Source organism: Thermoflexus sp. (assembly GCF_025055495.1).
In the GTDB taxonomy this organism is placed as follows: Bacteria; Chloroflexota; Anaerolineae; order Thermoflexales; family Thermoflexaceae; genus Thermoflexus.
The window spans coordinates 1-15,480 of sequence record NZ_JANWXB010000387.1 but is presented as its reverse complement, the minus strand read 5'-3'; the positions used below and the strand labels follow the sequence as shown (position 1 = coordinate 15,480).

The following is a 15,480-nucleotide window of genomic DNA, read 5'->3' as shown; positions in this document are numbered from 1 at the left end:
CATCCTGTAAATGGGATCCGCTGGTGGATCGTAGGGGAACCGGGATGCGGGAAGACCACTCTCCTCCAGATGCTGGCCCTTTGCTGGTCGGAGGCTGCCCAGGGCCGCCCCAGCGCTCTCCTGACGCTTCTGCAAGCGCTGGCTCCTAAGGAACTCCTCCCCACGGGCCGCGCCTTCACGAATCAGATCCCCTTCTGGTTGCCTGTCGCCCACTATCGGCTTCACGTTCCGCTCAGCCAGCAGCTCGCTGAACACCTGTATCATATCACCCGCGGGACCCTTCAGGTTCCGGTGGGGATTCTGGAGCGATGGCTTCAGCAAGGCCGGTGTGCGTTGCTGGTGGATGGGTTTGGGCAAACCGATCGTGCGGATGCGGAAGCCGCTTTGCTGGAGGAACTGGAACGGCTGGCGGCGAGGACCGGATGTTCCATCGTCGCTGCGGGGGCCGTGCAGGCGATCCAGCTGGAAGGTTTTCACAGCTTTGAGCTGGCTCCATGGACGGAGGCTCAGATCCTGGCCCTGGTGGAGCGCTGGCAGGCTGCGGGGCCTGGGAAGTGGTTCGCCGGATCCAGGGAAGGGCCTGACGCGTTCCTCCGGGCCCTTCAGGAAGATCCGGAGCGCAGGGCGCTGGCCGGGAATCCATGGCTGCTTTCCGGGCTCCTTGCCCTCTTCGCCCAGCATGGCGGTCTTCCTTCTCGCCGTTCGGTTCTCTATGCGCAGCTGGCGGGGGCTTTGCAGGATCGCCCCCAGGCTCTCCCGGTGGAAGAAGAGCTCCCCGTTTCCCTGAAGTTCGCCGCGCTGGAGAACCTGGCGTGGGCGATGCTCCTGCTGCGGCGTTCCTCCCTTCCCGCGGCATCGGCCGAGGAGTGGCTGCCCGATCTGCTCCGATCCGATGGGCGCTTTGAGCCCGCGCAGGTCCGTCTGGCCCTTGCTTGGCTGCGGGAGCGCTGTGGGCTGGTCACTCCAGGCCCGGCCCTCGCCTTCCTGCGGCCGGCCTTTTTGTTCGCCCTGATCGCCCGCATGGCGCTGGCCGATCCGGGCCGACGGGCGATGCTGCTGCGGCAGATCGATGATCCAGACTGGCATGAGGCGGCGGTGATGTTCGCTGGCCTCGCGGAGCCAGCTCTGGCGCGCGAGCTCCTCTCCCGTCTGCTGGATTCCGAAGATGACTTCTTCTATTCGAGGACCCGCCTGGCCGGCCGCTGTCTGATCGAAGCGCCGCACCTGCAGGTGGAGCTGCGGGATCGAACGATCGAGCGCTTGCGCGCATTGTTGCTGACCACCCCCTATGCGTTCCTCCAGGAGCAGGCCGCCTCGATTCTGGCCCGGATCCCGGGTCAGACCGAGTGGCTGGCGGATCAGCTCCGCAGGCCGGATCTTCCTACAGGGACCCGAGGGTTCATCGTGGAGGCGCTGGCTCGGGAGCAAGGGGCCCGGGCCGCCGGCCTCCTGGCTCTGGCGTTGCGGGATCCTCGCGTCCCCGAGCCGATGCGGGAGCAGATCGCTGAGCATCTGGGACGCCTGGGCGATCCTCCCATGGCCCGGGATCTGTTGGATCTGGTGGGGGATGAAAGCGTGGAGGTGGAGCTCCGACGCAAGGTGGTAATGGCCATCGCCCGGATCGGAGACCGGTCGCTGGGGCCGGCGCTGGTGGAGCTCTTGGGCCTCCCTTGGTTGAACCCGGCCATCCGGGAGGCCCTCCTGGAGGCCCTCAAGGCCCTGGGCGATGCCAGCCTGATCGATGAGCTGATCCCATTGATCCGCGATCTGAATATGCCGATAGACCTCCGGCGTCGGATCATTGGGATCCTCAGCGCCTGGATCGAGCCCAGGCAGATGGAGACCCTTCAAGCTCTGGTGGAGGATCGCGATCTGGACATCAGTCTGCGGGTGGCTCTTCTGAATGCGCTGGCCGAGACGGGATCCCGTTCCCTTACCCCATGGCTCATGGGTCTTCTCCGAGAAAGCCTGTGGCGCCGTATGCTGGATTCCGCGTGGGAATGGGTCCGAACGCTCCCGCCGTTCCTGGTCCAGTGGATCGACCGATGGACAGGTCTATCCAGGCTGGTTCAAGAGGATTTCTCCCGACTGATCCTGCAGCGCCAGGCGATCGTGGCCCTGGGCCTGTTGCGGGATCGCCGCGCGATCCCGCTCCTGATCCGGATCCTGAAGAACCCCCAGGCCCATCCCTCCCTGCGGGCGCTGGTGCCAGATGCCCTGGCGGCGATCGGAGAGGGCGGGGTGGTGTCGGAGCTCCTGACCTTGCTTCGAGATCGCGGGACCGATTCCACCATCCGGGAGCGGATCGCTCTGGCCCTGGGCGCCATGAAAGCCACCTCGGCCATCCGGGCCATGCTGGAGCTCCTGCGGGATCCGATGGAGGATCCCTTCATCCAGGCCCGGGCCGCTCTGGCCATCGGGCTGATGCGGGATCCTTCCGTGGCTGTCGAGCTGGTGCCGCTTCTCCGCCAGGAAAACCTCCCGGCGACCGCCCGCCGGGCTATTGCCGACGCCCTGGGGACGCTGGGGAACCGGGAAGTGGCGCGCTCGCTGATCCAGCTCCTGCCGGAGGAGCGGATTCCCGCTTCCGTGCGGCAATCCATTGCCGATGCGATCGGAGCCTTGGGCGCCTCGGAGCTGGGAGATGAGCTGATGTGGCTGTTGCGGGATGTGCGGATCGATCCTCATGTGCGAGGGGCGATCGCCCTTACCCTGGCCACTCTCCGCCACCGTCCAGCCGCCTCGGAGATCATCTCCTTGCTGTCGGATCTCCGAATCGATCCCTCTATCCGTCAGAGCCTGGCGGAAAGCCTGGGGAGCCTATGGGATCCCTCCCTCATTGCCCCGTTGACCCGCCTCGTCCACGAGAGCGCGCTCGAGCCGATGGTTCGCCAGGCCATTGTGCGAACGCTGGGAGAGCACGGAGGGCCGGAGGCCTTTTCCGCCCTCTGGATCCTGGCGAAGAACGCGGAGGCGCCGATCTCCCTGCGCCGAGCGGCGGCCGACGCGATGGTTGTGAGCGCCAGCGCCGAATTTGAGGAGGCGCTGGTGTCGCTGGCCCTGGATCCGGAAATCCCTCCCTATATCCGGGGTCGGGCGCTGGAGGCCCTGCGCCGGGTGGGCAGCGATGTCGAGACTGTGCAGGCCTTGGTGGCCGCGTTGCCAGAGTCCGACATGCCGAACGCGGTGTTTCATACTTTGTTGGAAGTCACCCGGCGGGCTCGTGTTCGCCTTTTACAAAAAGGGGAAACCATCCGCTGGATCTCTGAGGAAAATCCGATCCCGCGTTCGGGTGGAGGACAGCGTGAGGGCTTTTAGGAGATAGGAGTTACACCGTTCGCTTCCTCGGAAAGTCTTTTCTTCCCCCCCCACAGCCCGAAGGGCTGTGGGGGGGGGAAGACGGGGCCATTCTGCCTTGTCCGATCGGCTCCCCACTTGCGCCCCGCCCCCCTCAACGCGTTATTTTTCTTCTTCCACCGGAATCGATATGGCTTCTCCTCCTCCCTGAATCCGCAGGCGGGAGCCATCTTCCCAGCGATAAAGCCCCACCCAGACCTTCAATGGGATCCCGGATAGGGACTTGGGGAGGATCACGGTTCGGGTCTCCCGGATCCGGTCGCCCGGTTGCCAGAGGCCCGTGTTGTAGGCTCCGTCCATGATGCCCCCATCCCGCTGAGCGGCTGGAGGGGAGGTGGGGGGCCACTGAGGGGCTTCCGCCTCCGGGTAGACATGCACGAACACGCTGTAATCCCGGGAGGGCTTCTCGATCGCCTTCCAATCCAGGATCACGGTGAGCCGGTGTCCGCTCCGCTGGGCGATCCCACCCTCCAGGACGATCCCGTCCTCGAAAACGGCTTGCAGGTTCGATCGCATTCGATCCACCGGTTCTGCCCACAGGGCCCGATATCGAGGGACGTTCTCCCCAGGCCAGGGATCAGGGGCGCGCAGGGAGATCAGGGCCTCATGGGGAAGCCAGCGCCGTAAAAGGGGAACCGGTTCATACTGCCATCCGACGACCAGGGCGGGGGCATGGGGTGGTTCCGGCGGATCCTCGTCCAGGCGGCGGATACGCACTGCCGGTTGATTCCAGAGCAGGAACCGCATCTCCGCCCGTCCGGCCCAGAGGCGCTCCGACAGGATCACGGTGCCATCGGGGAAGAGGTTCAGAAACGATCGGATCTCATATGCCGTTTCCCAGGAATCGAGGGAAAAAGCGCCCCGGACGCGCGCCTGGGCCCACCACGCGGGATCGAAGTAGGCCACTGTGTGCCAGGGGAAGCTGAGCCCCAGGCATCCTCCCAAGATCGCCGCGCGTCCCCATGGAGTTCGGATCCATCGAGCAGCGGCCTCGACAAAGCTCCATATGCCGAGAGCGGCCCAGAAGACGGCCACAGGCAACGCGCCCCCGGCTCGGAGATAGTGAGGGGCTTCGGTGGAGAGAAACGTGGGGAGTAACATGGAGAGGCCCCACAGAACCGTGAAGGGAGCCCACTTCAAGGCCTGGACCCCTCCGATCAGAAAGGCCAGGGCGAGCAGGGGATCGAAGACAGGGCGGCTGTTGGTGTTGTGGCGAGGGTAGTCATCGCCACGCACGAAGAACATGCCGCCTACTCGCCCAGCCTGTTCCCATGCGGTCTGAAACAGCGGCTGCTGGTCATCGAAGATGGAAGTCTGTTCCCCGCGCAGGATGAAATCTCCTGGATGGAAGAGGAAGTAAGCCGCCAGCGGGGCGAGGATGAGCAGGGCGCAGAGCATGAACAGACAGATGGCCCGAAGGTGGAATCGCTGGGGATCCCGCCAACGTCCGAGGATCAGGCCCAAGGCGATCGGGAGAACCGTCATGCGGGCGGCCAGATAGGTGTAAAATCCGCCTCCCCAGAGGAATCCCGCCAGCGCCCAATCCCACGCCCGGCCGCTTCGGGCGGCGCGGGTGAGGGCCCACAGGATCAACGCCGTCGCCAGGGGGAAGAGCCCGGCCCGGAATCCCACCCGGCTGAGGTTCAGCGGCCAGAGCAGGAAGGCCATCAGGATCCCGCTCAGCATCCCGACCTCCCAGCGCCGGGAGAGGGTCCAGGCCATCCGGAGGGTGGCCGCCACGGTGAGCAGGCCGATCATGCTGGCGGTGAGCCGCAGCGCATAAGGGGTGGGGCCGAGGATGGCGATGGCGCCGGCGACCAGATAGATAAAGAGGGGCTCACGACCGTTGTTCTCCGGGAAGAAGAGGGCCAGATGCCCTTCCAGAACCTGCAGGGCGTCCAGGCCATAATAGGCCTCATCATACCACAGACCGTAGGGGAGATGGGGAAGGTCTATCCATCGGAGGATCGCGGCCAGCCATAGAAGCCCTGCCACCGCGATCCAGCGGGTCCATGGGCGAAGAGGCATCGCAGGCTCCGAAGAGGTTCCATTCATCCGATCGATTGCGGATAGGGGTTACGACCTTCATTTTACTCCTGGGGCTTTGGGGTGGAGCCCCAAAGCCCCAGGAGGAGCGGACAGCGTCCTTTCGATGATGGGAATTCAGAACAGCGAAATCTCTCCAGCGATGATCTTGCGACGCACCCCATGGATGTTAGACAGGTGCTCATCCATGATCGCGCGCACCGCTTCCTGGATCCCTGGGGTGAGCCGGCCGGAGCGAACCCGGACGGCAGCGTTGGCGATGAGAGGTTGATCAAGCGGTTTGCCGATCTGAGAGAGGAGATACACGGTGGCCTCCTGGACCTCCGGCAGGCGGGCTACGATGGCTCGTGCGATCTCCAGCGCCAGCACGTTGTAGACTTTCCCAACATGGGAGATGGGGTTCTTCCCTGCCGCAGCCTCCAGGCTGGTCGAACGGAAGGGGGTGATCAGGCCCGTGATGCGATTTCCCCGGCCAACGGCCCCATCGTCGCCCATCTCTGCGCTGGTGCCGGTCAGCGTCAGATAGAAGTCCCCCCGCTTGGCGTGATCGGCGGTGTTCACATCCACCCGCACCGTCCGCCCTTCCAGGGCCGGCAGACTGGAAACAAAGCGCTGCAACGCTTCCTGGACGCTGCGTTTGGCCTCCTCGTATTCGGCGGGGTCGTGGACCCGGGTGGCGATAAAGGGCACAGCCACCGTCAGGATGACCTGATTCTCCTGGCGCAGGCCCATCACCTTCACATCTTCGCCGATGGGGAACTGGTTGATCAACTCGTAGTTCAGATACTGGGCCGCCTGATAGACGGCTTCCTCCAGGCCGCTGCGGGGCCAGTGGGCGACGCCGAAGCTGGTGTCATTGGCCGTGACCTGATGGACGATGTCGATGAGCTCGCTGGCGCCGCGCCCGGCGAAGCAGTCGATGATGACGTGCTTCACCGGGTCCAGATAGCGCATGGTCTCTCGCAGGTAGGCCCGAGCGGCCTCGATGGCGATGGTCTCCATGGGGATCGCCTGGCCGTTATAAAAAGGGGTTCCGCGGCCGGCGATCTGAATTCGGATGGGTTTAAGCAGCTCCCCGCCGCCGAAGCGGACCGAGACTTCGCCGGCGACCAGCTGGACCTTGTCAAAGTTATGATGGAGGGCGCCGCCGAGGTGCTCCTCGCACCAGCGAGTGTATTCCCGGCTGATGCGCTCGGCGATCCCATCGCACAGACTATCGGGATGTCCGATGCCTTTCCGTTCGACGATCTCCACGGGAAGATTCTCAATGTAAGGGCCACTGGCCTCGGAAACCACGATGTTGCGCATCAGAGTCCTCCTTTTGCAGGATAGGGGAGAATTCGGGGCTGGGTGGGCCGCCGAAGGCGAGGCCCCAGCCACATTCCCCCTTCCGAAGGCCCTTGGAGCCTCCAGCAGGGGAAGAGACAAGGCCCCTTTCGTCGCTTTAAAAGACGCTTTTATGGCATCCGGCCTCGCAAAACTGCCTGAGCCCTGACAATAAAACGCCCCTCCGGGAGGAGGGGCGGAACAAAACAAAAGCCTCTTCTGGGAAGAAGAGGCTGATCGCCGCTGCGGGCCACCTCATCTCCCAGACCAACTGTCTGCCGGACTTGGCACCATCCCCGCGAGCGCTCCGCCAGGGGGCGGCGTGCTCCCCGGTCGGCCCTGATGCTCTGCGGGAGGTTGCCGAGGCTTCATCGGGCCGGGTCCCTCCGCCTCTCTCGATGAGTGCCGCGCTCTATTCACTTTTTGTGCTTATCTTACCACAAGCGATGAGAATGTCAACTATAAGGGGAAAGAGAAAACCCGAAAAGCCATCTCACCTTGCCCCCCTTCCTCCCGTTCCATCTCATCCCTCACCGGATGATGACGAGGTGGCGATTGAACGCCGGCATCGACGCAAAGGGGATACCTTTAGGATCGCGGAGAAAGGCCTTCCTGCCCTCGCTGATCCCGCGGAAGGGTGGGGGCGTTTCCCTCCACCGGTTCCGGGGAGGAGGGCCGCCGGAAGGGTAAGCCCGGGACCGACCGATAGGGGAGGACGCACGGAAAGGGGCGCTTCGCCCACAACATCCTAATAAATGCATGCGGCCCGGTCTCGGTCTGGGTCCGAGCCGGGCCGCAGCAGGAAAGGAGGGGCCAGGGCAAGCGAACGCCAGTGGAGTGGGCGGCGATGGCGCTGCTTGCGGTTCTTAGCATATTCAAAGCTGCCGGCCCGGGGTAGCGACAAATTTCACAATTTGTGGGTGACGGCTGTCAGCCAAAATAAAGGCGCTGGGCGGAAGGGCCTGGCCCGCTTCCTTCCCAAAGGCCTTCGGATCGGACTCGATGCCTGAAGTGGCCGATGGCGTAACGGGTCAAAGCGGTAATCTCGGGATTCGGGGCGATGGGATGGGTCGCGAAGCCGCCTGACCTGTCACCAGGGCTTTTCTGAATCCCCTTCTCCGATCGCTTCGCGGGGCAGGGAGGAGAGAAGGGGGAGCAAAGTCGGCGGGGAACGTGAAGATGGCAACAGAGCGGGAATGCCTCCAGTGAGCGCCGTCAGGCGGAAAGGGCGCTCATCCCTCCGCCTTCTCTAGGATCGCCCCGAAGGCCCCATCCATCTGATGGATGTGCGGGAGGACCCGATAGTAGCCGTCGGCGTCCACGAAGGGGCTGGGAACCTTGCCCTGGGCGGATACGCGGCGGAACTCCGGATGGTCCCGCAGGAAGGCTTCGATCTGCCCTTCGTTCTCCTCCGGCTCCAGCGAGCAGGTGCTGTAGACCAGGCGCCCGCCGGGGCGGAGCATGCGAGCGGCGGCCTCCAATAACGCCCGCTGGATCTGGACCAGGCTCGCCAGATCCGATTCCTGTTTATGCCATCGGGCGTCGCTCCGCCGGGCCAGCACGCCGGTCCCCAGACAGGGGGCGTCGATCAGGATCCGATCCGCCCACTCCGGGAGGAAGGGCCGCTGCCCATCCGCCTGGACCACCCGGATGATCGCGAATCCCATCCGGAGGGCGTGCTCCCGCAACCGCCGTAGGCGGCCGAAATGGGCGTCCGCGGCCACGATGATCCCTCGATCGCCCATGCCCTCCGCAATGGCCGTGGTCTTTCCCCCGGGAGCCGCGCATAGATCCAGCACGCGCAACCCGGGCCGGAGATCCATCAGATAGGGAACCAGAGCGGCCGCCTCATCCTGCGCGATCACTTTCCCTTCTTGATATGCGGACCACGCGGTCAGGTCCAGTCCGCCTTCCACCAGGACAATATAGGGGTGATATGCGCCGGGCCGGGCCCGCCCTCCTCGCGCCTCCAGATCCGCCAGGATCTCCTCCCGGGATGCCCGCAGGCGGTTCACCCGAAGGCTCAGGGGCCGTGGTGCGTTATGGAAGCGACAGAGCTCCCGCGTCCCCTCCACCCCATAGCGGGCGATCCAGCGTCGCACCATCCACTCCGGGAAGGAATAACGAACGGCGAGATGCGCCACCGGATCTTCTTCAATCGACGGAAAGGTCGCAATCGGCCGCCCCCGTTCCAGCCGGTCGGAGATCCGCCGCAGCACGGCGTTCACCAGGGCCGCCACCCCTTCGCCGGCCAGGGCGCGGGCTACTTCCACCGTTTCGTGCACAGCGGCCCAGCGGGGAATTCGATCGAGGAACATCAATTGATACAGCCCCATCCGCAAGGCGTTCCGCGCCCATGGATCCAGGCGGTCCAGTCCGCCCCGCACGTAGCGGGCTAAGACCCAATCCAGGGTTTTCCGCCAGATGGTCACCCCATCCACCAGCGTGGTGAGCAGGTCCTGATCCCGTGGGGAAAGATCCACCTCCCGCCGCAAGCCCTGGAGGACGTAGTCGGCATAGGCTGCTCGGGTCTCGATCCGGTGCAGGGCCTTCAGCGCATAATACCGCGCAGGGGACCGAACGGATGGACGCGTGGGCATGAGATGGCCTCCTCCTTAGGACCCGAGGAGGGGATCGACGGGTGAGCTGGCTGGGACCTCAGTTCGATAAATGGCCCGCGCGCCGGCCGCTTGCAAGGCCCGGGCCACGGACTCCGCCCGCTCCGGGCGCACCAGGGCGATGAGGTTGCCCCCCCGGCCGCCGCCGGTGAGCTTGGCCCCCAGCGCCCCCGCCTCCCGAGCGGCCTGCACCAAGTCATCGAGGATGGGGGAGGAAACCCCCAGCTCCTGAAGCAACGTGTGGTTGGCGTTGAGGAGCGGGCCCAGGTCTTCCACCCGGCCAGTGGCCAGGCAGACCTCTGCCTCCTTTACCAGCGCCGCGATGGCATCAAACAGACGCTCATATCGATCCGGCTCCCGTTCCCAACCCCTTCGCACCGCCGCCACCGTCTCCCGGGTGGGGCTGGGGATCCCGGAATCCGCGATCATCAGCGTGAAGGGCCGCATGATGGAGAGGAAAACCGGCGGCTGGCCCCGAACGAAGCGGATGGGGCGTTCGTAGGCGATCACGGTGTTGTCGATCCCGCTGGGGGTGCCGTGATGCTGTTTCTCCACCTCGTAGACGAGGGCCGAGACCACTTCCGGATCGGGGGAAACCCCGGCCCACCCGAAGACTGCCCGCACCAGCGCCGCCGACACCGCGGCGCCGCTCCCCAGCCCGCCGGCGATCGGCAGCTCAGAGCGAAGAACCAGCCGCAAGTCCGGCTCCGGAAGGCCCAGGTGGGCCAGCGCGAGGCGGACGGCCAGCGCCAGCGGGTGATCCGGTGGAGCCGTGGACAGGCGAAGGGTCTCCGGCAGGTCCAGCGCCGCGATCCAGCAGCCGGACCCTTCCGGCAGGGGCTCCGCTCGAACCCGCGCCCGAAGGCCGCAGACCGGCAGGGCCAGGGCCGGCCGGCCGTAGACCACGGCATGCTCTCCCAAGAGGATCACCTTGCCGCAAGCGGAAGCTTCCACCGGGGCAGACATCGGCTTCTAAAGGCTCCGCGACCGGATTCTCAACCGGGTCCATTCATCGCTGACCCTTCTCGATCGGCCCATATGAAATATTCCGTCCGGCGGCTCTGAAGGAGGAGAACGCGGAACCCCAGTCCCTCCAGGAAGCGTTCTACACAGCCGGATCGGTTTCGGCGGGCGAGGGCGGAGGCGTGCACTTCGCAGATCAGCTGCCGCACCGACGTGCGGAGGATCTGCTGCATCCCAGCAAGCACCTCGCATTCGTGGCCTTCTACGTCGATCTTCACGACGTCTGGCGGCGGGATCCCTTGGGCGACCAATGCGTCGCCGGGGACGGCAAGGACGCGCAGCGGGCTCGCCGACCTTGGATCGACGTGTCCCATCATAAACGCTCGCTCGCCGCCTCGCAGGTCGAAGGAGACAACATCTTGCCGGTCCGAAAGCGCAAGCTCGAGCACACGAATGCGGTCTGCATAGAGGTTCCGCGCCGCGTTGGCAAGGATCCGCTGGGCGTTGGGTGGATAGGGCTCAAAGGCGACAACCTGGCGGCAGATCTGGGCAGCTAAGAGCGAATACAGCCCATAATACGCTCCCACATCCCAGAACGTGTCCGTGCTCCGAAGGTGGCGCACCAGATGGCGAAGGCACGGCGCCTCGGTCTGGTAGGTCCGGATCATGTTCAGGGCTTCTGCATACGAGCGGATTTCGCAGCGCGCGCGGATGCCATCTAAGTCTACCGCGTAAGTTCGCCGCCTCCAGGCAATCACTGCCCGGATCCTCCGCTCGACGAATCGTCGGATCTCGCCGCTGAGGGCTGGAAGTCCTTTCGCTCGCAGGATTTGCCAGAGATCACAGATCCGGTCGCGCATCGGCGCGCCGCTCCTGGGGCAACAGAGAGAGAAGGAAGGGACGGGCCCTCCGCCATCCGCAACCGTTTAGGGACCGGCACAGCCGCTCGGCCCGTCCGTCCGTTGCAGGCTGGGAGGGCAGAAAGACGCTCCGCCAGCGGGATCGCCTACGAGCGGCTCTCCGAAGCGGCCGGCCGCGCCAGGAGCCCCACAAACCCCGCCTCTGGATGAAAGCCTGGCCGAGGCTCCTCTTCCTCGATCGCGGGCGCGTCCGGCGGCTGGAAGAGGGTGGAACGATAGGCAACGATCTCAAACCCGGCTTTCCGGAGCAAGGCCTCAAGCTCCTGCCGGTCGTAGAAGCGGGCCATCGAGAAGAAGGGATCGCCCTGACGGCCCTTCTCCTGGTATTCCGCTCCCCAAGGGCTCTTCGCCGGGATCTCCCCCAGCACAAGGCCCCCTTCCGGCCGTAGGATGCGATAGGCTTCCCGCAGCACCGCTAAAGGGTCTTCAACGAAGCACAGCGTCGCCACCAGGAGGACGCCGCCAAAGGACCGATCCCGAAAGGGGAGACGTTCCCCCACGGCCTGCACGGTGTGGACTCCCCGACCTGCGGCCATGCGGAGGGGGGTGGGGGCCGGATCAACCCCGAACTCGACCGCGAGGGCCTGGGCGAAGCGGCCGGATCCCACCCCGATCTCCAGCCACGGCCGCGGGCACTCCGCCAGCAACGGGGCTAGGGCCCGCACCTCCGAACGATAGGCGCCCCGTCCGATCGGGCTTTCATACCAGGCATCGTAATCCGTCGCGTAGCGCTCAAACACCGCTACTGATGGCTGGCTCATCGAAGGCCCGGAATCTCCACAGGGATTGCAGAGGGCAAGCGTCGCCCGTCTTCTTCCCGATCGCTGCCCCGAGAACTTACGTGGGCCGGCCTCTCATTCCGCCAGGGCGCGGGCGATCCGCGCGGCGATCCGCGCGTTCTCCAGGAGCAGCGCGCGATTGACCTGCACGCTCTCGCCCGCCGTCCGTTCCGCCATCCGGGCGAGCAGGAACGGCGTGACCTCCCATCCCTGCACCCTCCGTTCTTCGGCCTCCCGCAGCGCCTCCTGGAGGATTTCCTCCAGCGGCTCCATCGGCAGGGCCAGCGAGGCGGGCGGCGGAACGGCCACTAAGATCCCTTTCCCCCCCAGGGCCCAGTGGGTGCGGGCGATGGCGGCGGCCTCCTCCGCCGAATCCACCCGAGCGTCCACCGGCAGCCCGCTGGAGGCGCTATAGAAGGCGGGCAGGGTTTCGACCCCCCACCCCAGGATCGGGATCCCGTGGGTCTCCAGCCATTCGCGGGTCGCCCGCAGGTCGAGGATCGCCTTGGCCCCGGAGCAGACCACAAGCACGGGCTCCGCCGCCAGGGTCGGCAGGTCGTTGGAGACATCGTAGGGCGCTCCCCGGTGCACCCCGCCGATGCCCCCGGTGGCGACCACCGGGATCCCGGCCCGCGCGGCCGCCCAGACCGTGGCCGCCACCGTGGTGGCGCCGATCCCCCGGCGGGCCAGCACGATCGGGAGGTCCCGCCGGCTTACCTTCACGACCTGGGCATCCTCGGCAAACCGCTCGAGCTCATCGGGCGTCAGGCCGATCACGACTTGTCCATCGAGCAGCCCGATCGTTGCCGGGACCGCTCCCTCGGCGCGCACGGCCTCTTCCATCTCCAGGGCCACCTGAAGGTTAGCCGGTCGGGGCAGGCCGAAGGCGACCACCACGGTCTCCAAGGCGACGATCGGCTGATGGCTCGCCCGCGCTTCCATGACATGGGGTCCGAAGCGGAAAGGCGCGTTCATCCGGAGGAACCTCCTTCCACTCGCACAGGGATCTCGCCATCGATCCACTGGAGGATGAGGCGTTCCCCGGGCTGGGCCTGATCGGCCCGGGTGACCAGGCGGCCGTCGGGCCGGCGCACGATCGCATAGCCGCGGGCCAGGACGGCGCGGGGGTTCAGGGCCTCGAGGCGGGCGCGTGGATGGGCCCAGCGGGTTTCGGCCTGCAGGATCTGCCGACGGATCGCGTGCTCCAGTCGCGCCTGCAATACGTGCAGACGTTCCAGACGGGCATACAGCTCCCGCTCGGGCGTATGGGCCTGCAGGCGGGCGCGCAGGGTCTCCAGGGCCTGGGCGGCTCGCTCCAGCCGGGCGCGCATGGCCCGCATCAAGCGATCCCGCCATCCGGCGATCCCGGCCACCACCGCCTCTCGATCCGGGGTGGCCAGTTCCGCCGCCGCGGAGGGCGTCGGCGCGTGCACGTCGGCGGCCGCGTCGGCCAGGGTTAGATCAATGGCGTGACCAACGCCGGAGACCACCGGGAAGGGCGAGGAGGCCACTGCCCGGACCACCCGTTCATCGTTGAAGGCCCACAGCTCCTCGTTCGAGCCCCCGCCCCGCGCCAGGATGACCAGGTCCAGCCCCTCGACCCCCCGAAGCGCCTCTAGGGCAGCGGCGATGGAAAGGGGGGCGTCTTCCCCCTGGACGACCGTGGGGGAAAGGATCACCTCGGCCAGGGGCCATCGTCGCCGGAGGATGTTCAGGATATCCCGGAGGGCGGCTCCGGCCGGCGAGGTCACCACACCGATCCGGCGAGGAAAGGCAGGGAGGGATCGCTTGCGGGCGGGATCGAAGAGCCCTTCCGCTTCCAGCCGGCGTTTCAGCGCCTCGAGGGCTAAGAACCGCTGACCCAGGCCGATGGGGAGCCAGCGATCCACATACAGGCGGCAATCCCCTCGATCTTCATAGTAGCCCACCCGCCCCCGCACCACGACAGTCTGGCCGTTCGCCGGCAACTGAGCCATCCGGGCGGCGTTGGTCCTCCAGATCACACAGGTCACCTGGGCTCGTCCTTCCTTTAATGAGAAGAAGACGTGGCCCGGCGCCGTCGGACGGAGGTCTCCGACTTCTCCTTCCACCCACAGGTCTCCCCATGCGAAACGCGACTCCACCGCTTCTTTCAGGTGGGCGGCCAGCTGAGACACCGTCAGATATGTGATAGGGACCTGCTCAAGCTCTTCCCACTCGCTCATCCGGAGGCTCCGGAAAAAGGGTAGGATGGCGCTCATCGCGTTTCCGTGATCTTCCGTAGGCCCCGCGGCTGGTCCGGATCCAGCCCCTTCCATCGGGCGAGGGAAACGGCGAACCACTGGCCGGGGATCACGGCCACGGCTGGCGAGAGCCATTCGGGAACCGGGGGCAGCGGAATGCCGACGTCTGCTCGGGCGAGCAGCGCGGGATCTTCGCTGCAGAGGGTGAGATGGGCTTTCCGCTCTCGCAGCATGCCCGCCAGGCTTTCCATTTCAGAGTGGAAAGTGGGACCGGAGGCGATCAGAAAGACCGGGAAGCCCGGCTCCACCAGCACGATCGGCCCGTGAAGGAAGTCGGCGGAGGAATACGGCTCCGCCACGATGTAGGTCAATTCCTTGAGCTTGAGGGCGACTTCGAACGCTGTCGCATAATGAAAGCCCCGGCCGATGACGACCCCATGAACGGCCGTCCGCCAGAACGCCGCAGCCTCCCGGGCGGCCTCTTCCGTGTCCAGCGCCCGGGCGATCGCTTCCGGCAGCCGGAGCAGATCCTCTCGCATGGCCGCGTCCTCCGTCCAGGCGGCGGCCAGGAGGGCGAGGGCGATCAGCTGAGCAGTGTAGGTCTTGGTCGCGGCCACCGCGCGCTCCTCGCCCGCGCACAGGGGGAGGACCGCGTGGGCAGCGGCGGCGAGGGGGGAGGCGGGATCGTTGGTGATGGCGAGGGTCCAACCGCCCTGGCGTCGGGCCTCCTGGATCACCTCCACGATATCCGGGGAGCGGCCGGATTGGGAGATCCCGATCACCCATGCGCGATCCAGGCGGGGAGGCCGGCGATAGAAGGTGAAGAGCGAAGGGGTGGCGAGGGCCGCCGGGAGGCCGGTGAAGGCCCCCAACAGATATTGCCCGTAGCGGGCCGCGTTGTCGGAACTTCCCCGAGCGGCCAGCACGGCCAGCGCCGGTTGAAAACGGCGCACCGCTTCAGCGATCCGCCGGGCCTCCTCCCACCCTTCGCGGATCAGACGGACGGCGACCTCCGGTTGTTGTCGGATCTCCTGTTCGACCCACATCCCAGGTTCCTGAACGCAGAATGTTGAGCTTGAGGGAGTCCCTCGAGGCGATTATACTTCAGCGTATAGAGCGTCAGGTCTGAACGCCTACCGGCCTCCTCCATCTACGCGTTACGCGGGCGATCATCCATGATTTACTGAAGACTTGTGCTTTGTCCGGTTATAAATCGGGGATTTGAGGAACCGAAGCCAGCCCGGAAGGC

At 66.0% G+C, this 15,480-nt stretch carries 10 protein-coding genes and 1 riboswitch; of the genes, 1 reads left to right on the top strand and 9 read right to left on the bottom strand.

Features of this window, described 5'->3' with window-relative positions; all coding sequences use genetic code 11:
- The coding region (locus NZM16_RS12540; protein WP_295480683.1) for a HEAT repeat domain-containing protein at positions 1–3,318 on the top strand (3,318 nt) is incomplete at its 5' end.
- Between the two features lie 141 nt (positions 3,319–3,459).
- Here the strand turns inward: NZM16_RS12540 and NZM16_RS12535 are convergent.
- From NZM16_RS12535 to NZM16_RS12495, 9 genes are all read right to left on the bottom strand, one after another.
- Positions 3,460–5,385 (bottom strand): glycosyltransferase family 39 protein, encoded by a 1,926-nt coding sequence (locus NZM16_RS12535; RefSeq protein WP_295480681.1) that lies wholly within the window; start codon positions 5,383–5,385, stop codon positions 3,460–3,462.
- Positions 5,386–5,520: 135 nt separating this feature from the next.
- The gene (locus NZM16_RS12530; RefSeq protein WP_295450393.1) at positions 5,521–6,711 is read right to left on the bottom strand and encodes a methionine adenosyltransferase; all 1,191 of its coding nucleotides are present in this window, start codon (positions 6,709–6,711) and stop codon (positions 5,521–5,523) included.
- A 270-nt stretch (positions 6,712–6,981) separates the two neighbouring features.
- Positions 6,982–7,134, bottom strand: a riboswitch (SAM riboswitch).
- A gap of 827 nt (positions 7,135–7,961) precedes the next feature.
- A complete protein-coding gene (gene rsmB, locus NZM16_RS12525) occupies positions 7,962–9,329 on the bottom strand; it encodes a 16S rRNA (cytosine(967)-C(5))-methyltransferase RsmB (protein WP_295480679.1) in 1,368 nt (455 codons plus the stop codon).
- Positions 9,330–9,344: 15 nt separating this feature from the next.
- Positions 9,345–10,313 (bottom strand): mevalonate kinase, encoded by a 969-nt coding sequence (gene mvk / locus NZM16_RS12520; RefSeq protein ID WP_295480677.1) that lies wholly within the window; start codon positions 10,311–10,313, stop codon positions 9,345–9,347.
- A 29-nt stretch (positions 10,314–10,342) separates the two neighbouring features.
- Positions 10,343–11,170, bottom strand: a complete 828-nt coding sequence (locus NZM16_RS12515) for an FkbM family methyltransferase (RefSeq protein ID WP_295480675.1) — start codon at positions 11,168–11,170, stop codon at positions 10,343–10,345.
- 146 nt (positions 11,171–11,316) lie between these two features.
- On the bottom strand, positions 11,317–11,991 hold the full coding sequence (locus NZM16_RS12510; RefSeq protein WP_295480673.1) for a class I SAM-dependent methyltransferase: 675 nt from the start codon (positions 11,989–11,991) through the stop codon (positions 11,317–11,319).
- A 93-nt stretch (positions 11,992–12,084) separates the two neighbouring features.
- Positions 12,085–12,984 (bottom strand): pseudouridine-5'-phosphate glycosidase, encoded by a 900-nt coding sequence (locus NZM16_RS12505; RefSeq protein ID WP_295450404.1) that lies wholly within the window; start codon positions 12,982–12,984, stop codon positions 12,085–12,087.
- On the bottom strand, positions 12,981–14,213 hold the full coding sequence (xseA, locus tag NZM16_RS12500; protein ID WP_295450406.1) for an exodeoxyribonuclease VII large subunit: 1,233 nt from the start codon (positions 14,211–14,213) through the stop codon (positions 12,981–12,983). Before xseA ends, NZM16_RS12505 begins: the two co-directional genes overlap by 4 nt.
- A gap of 32 nt (positions 14,214–14,245) precedes the next feature.
- A complete protein-coding gene (locus tag NZM16_RS12495; RefSeq protein WP_295480671.1) occupies positions 14,246–15,277 on the bottom strand; it encodes an SIS domain-containing protein in 1,032 nt (343 codons plus the stop codon).
- Positions 15,278–15,480 lie beyond the last annotated feature (203 nt).

Bases quoted from the DNA above. Each gene is read 5' to 3' on its own strand.
- NZM16_RS12535 (WP_295480681.1), bottom strand. From the start codon at position 5,385: ATGCCTCTTCGCCCATGGACCCGCTGGATCGCGGTGGCAGGGCTTCTA.
- NZM16_RS12530 (WP_295450393.1), bottom strand. From the start codon at position 6,711: ATGCGCAACATCGTGGTTTCCGAGGCCAGTGGCCCTTACATTGAGAAT.
- rsmB (WP_295480679.1), bottom strand. From the start codon at position 9,329: ATGCCCACGCGTCCATCCGTTCGGTCCCCTGCGCGGTATTATGCGCTG.
- mvk (WP_295480677.1), bottom strand. From the start codon at position 10,313: ATGTCTGCCCCGGTGGAAGCTTCCGCTTGCGGCAAGGTGATCCTCTTG.
- NZM16_RS12515 (WP_295480675.1), bottom strand. From the start codon at position 11,170: ATGCGCGACCGGATCTGTGATCTCTGGCAAATCCTGCGAGCGAAAGGA.
- NZM16_RS12510 (WP_295480673.1), bottom strand. From the start codon at position 11,991: ATGAGCCAGCCATCAGTAGCGGTGTTTGAGCGCTACGCGACGGATTAC.
- NZM16_RS12505 (WP_295450404.1), bottom strand. From the start codon at position 12,984: ATGAACGCGCCTTTCCGCTTCGGACCCCATGTCATGGAAGCGCGGGCG.
- xseA (WP_295450406.1), bottom strand. From the start codon at position 14,213: ATGAGCGAGTGGGAAGAGCTTGAGCAGGTCCCTATCACATATCTGACG.
- NZM16_RS12495 (WP_295480671.1), bottom strand. From the start codon at position 15,277: ATGTGGGTCGAACAGGAGATCCGACAACAACCGGAGGTCGCCGTCCGT.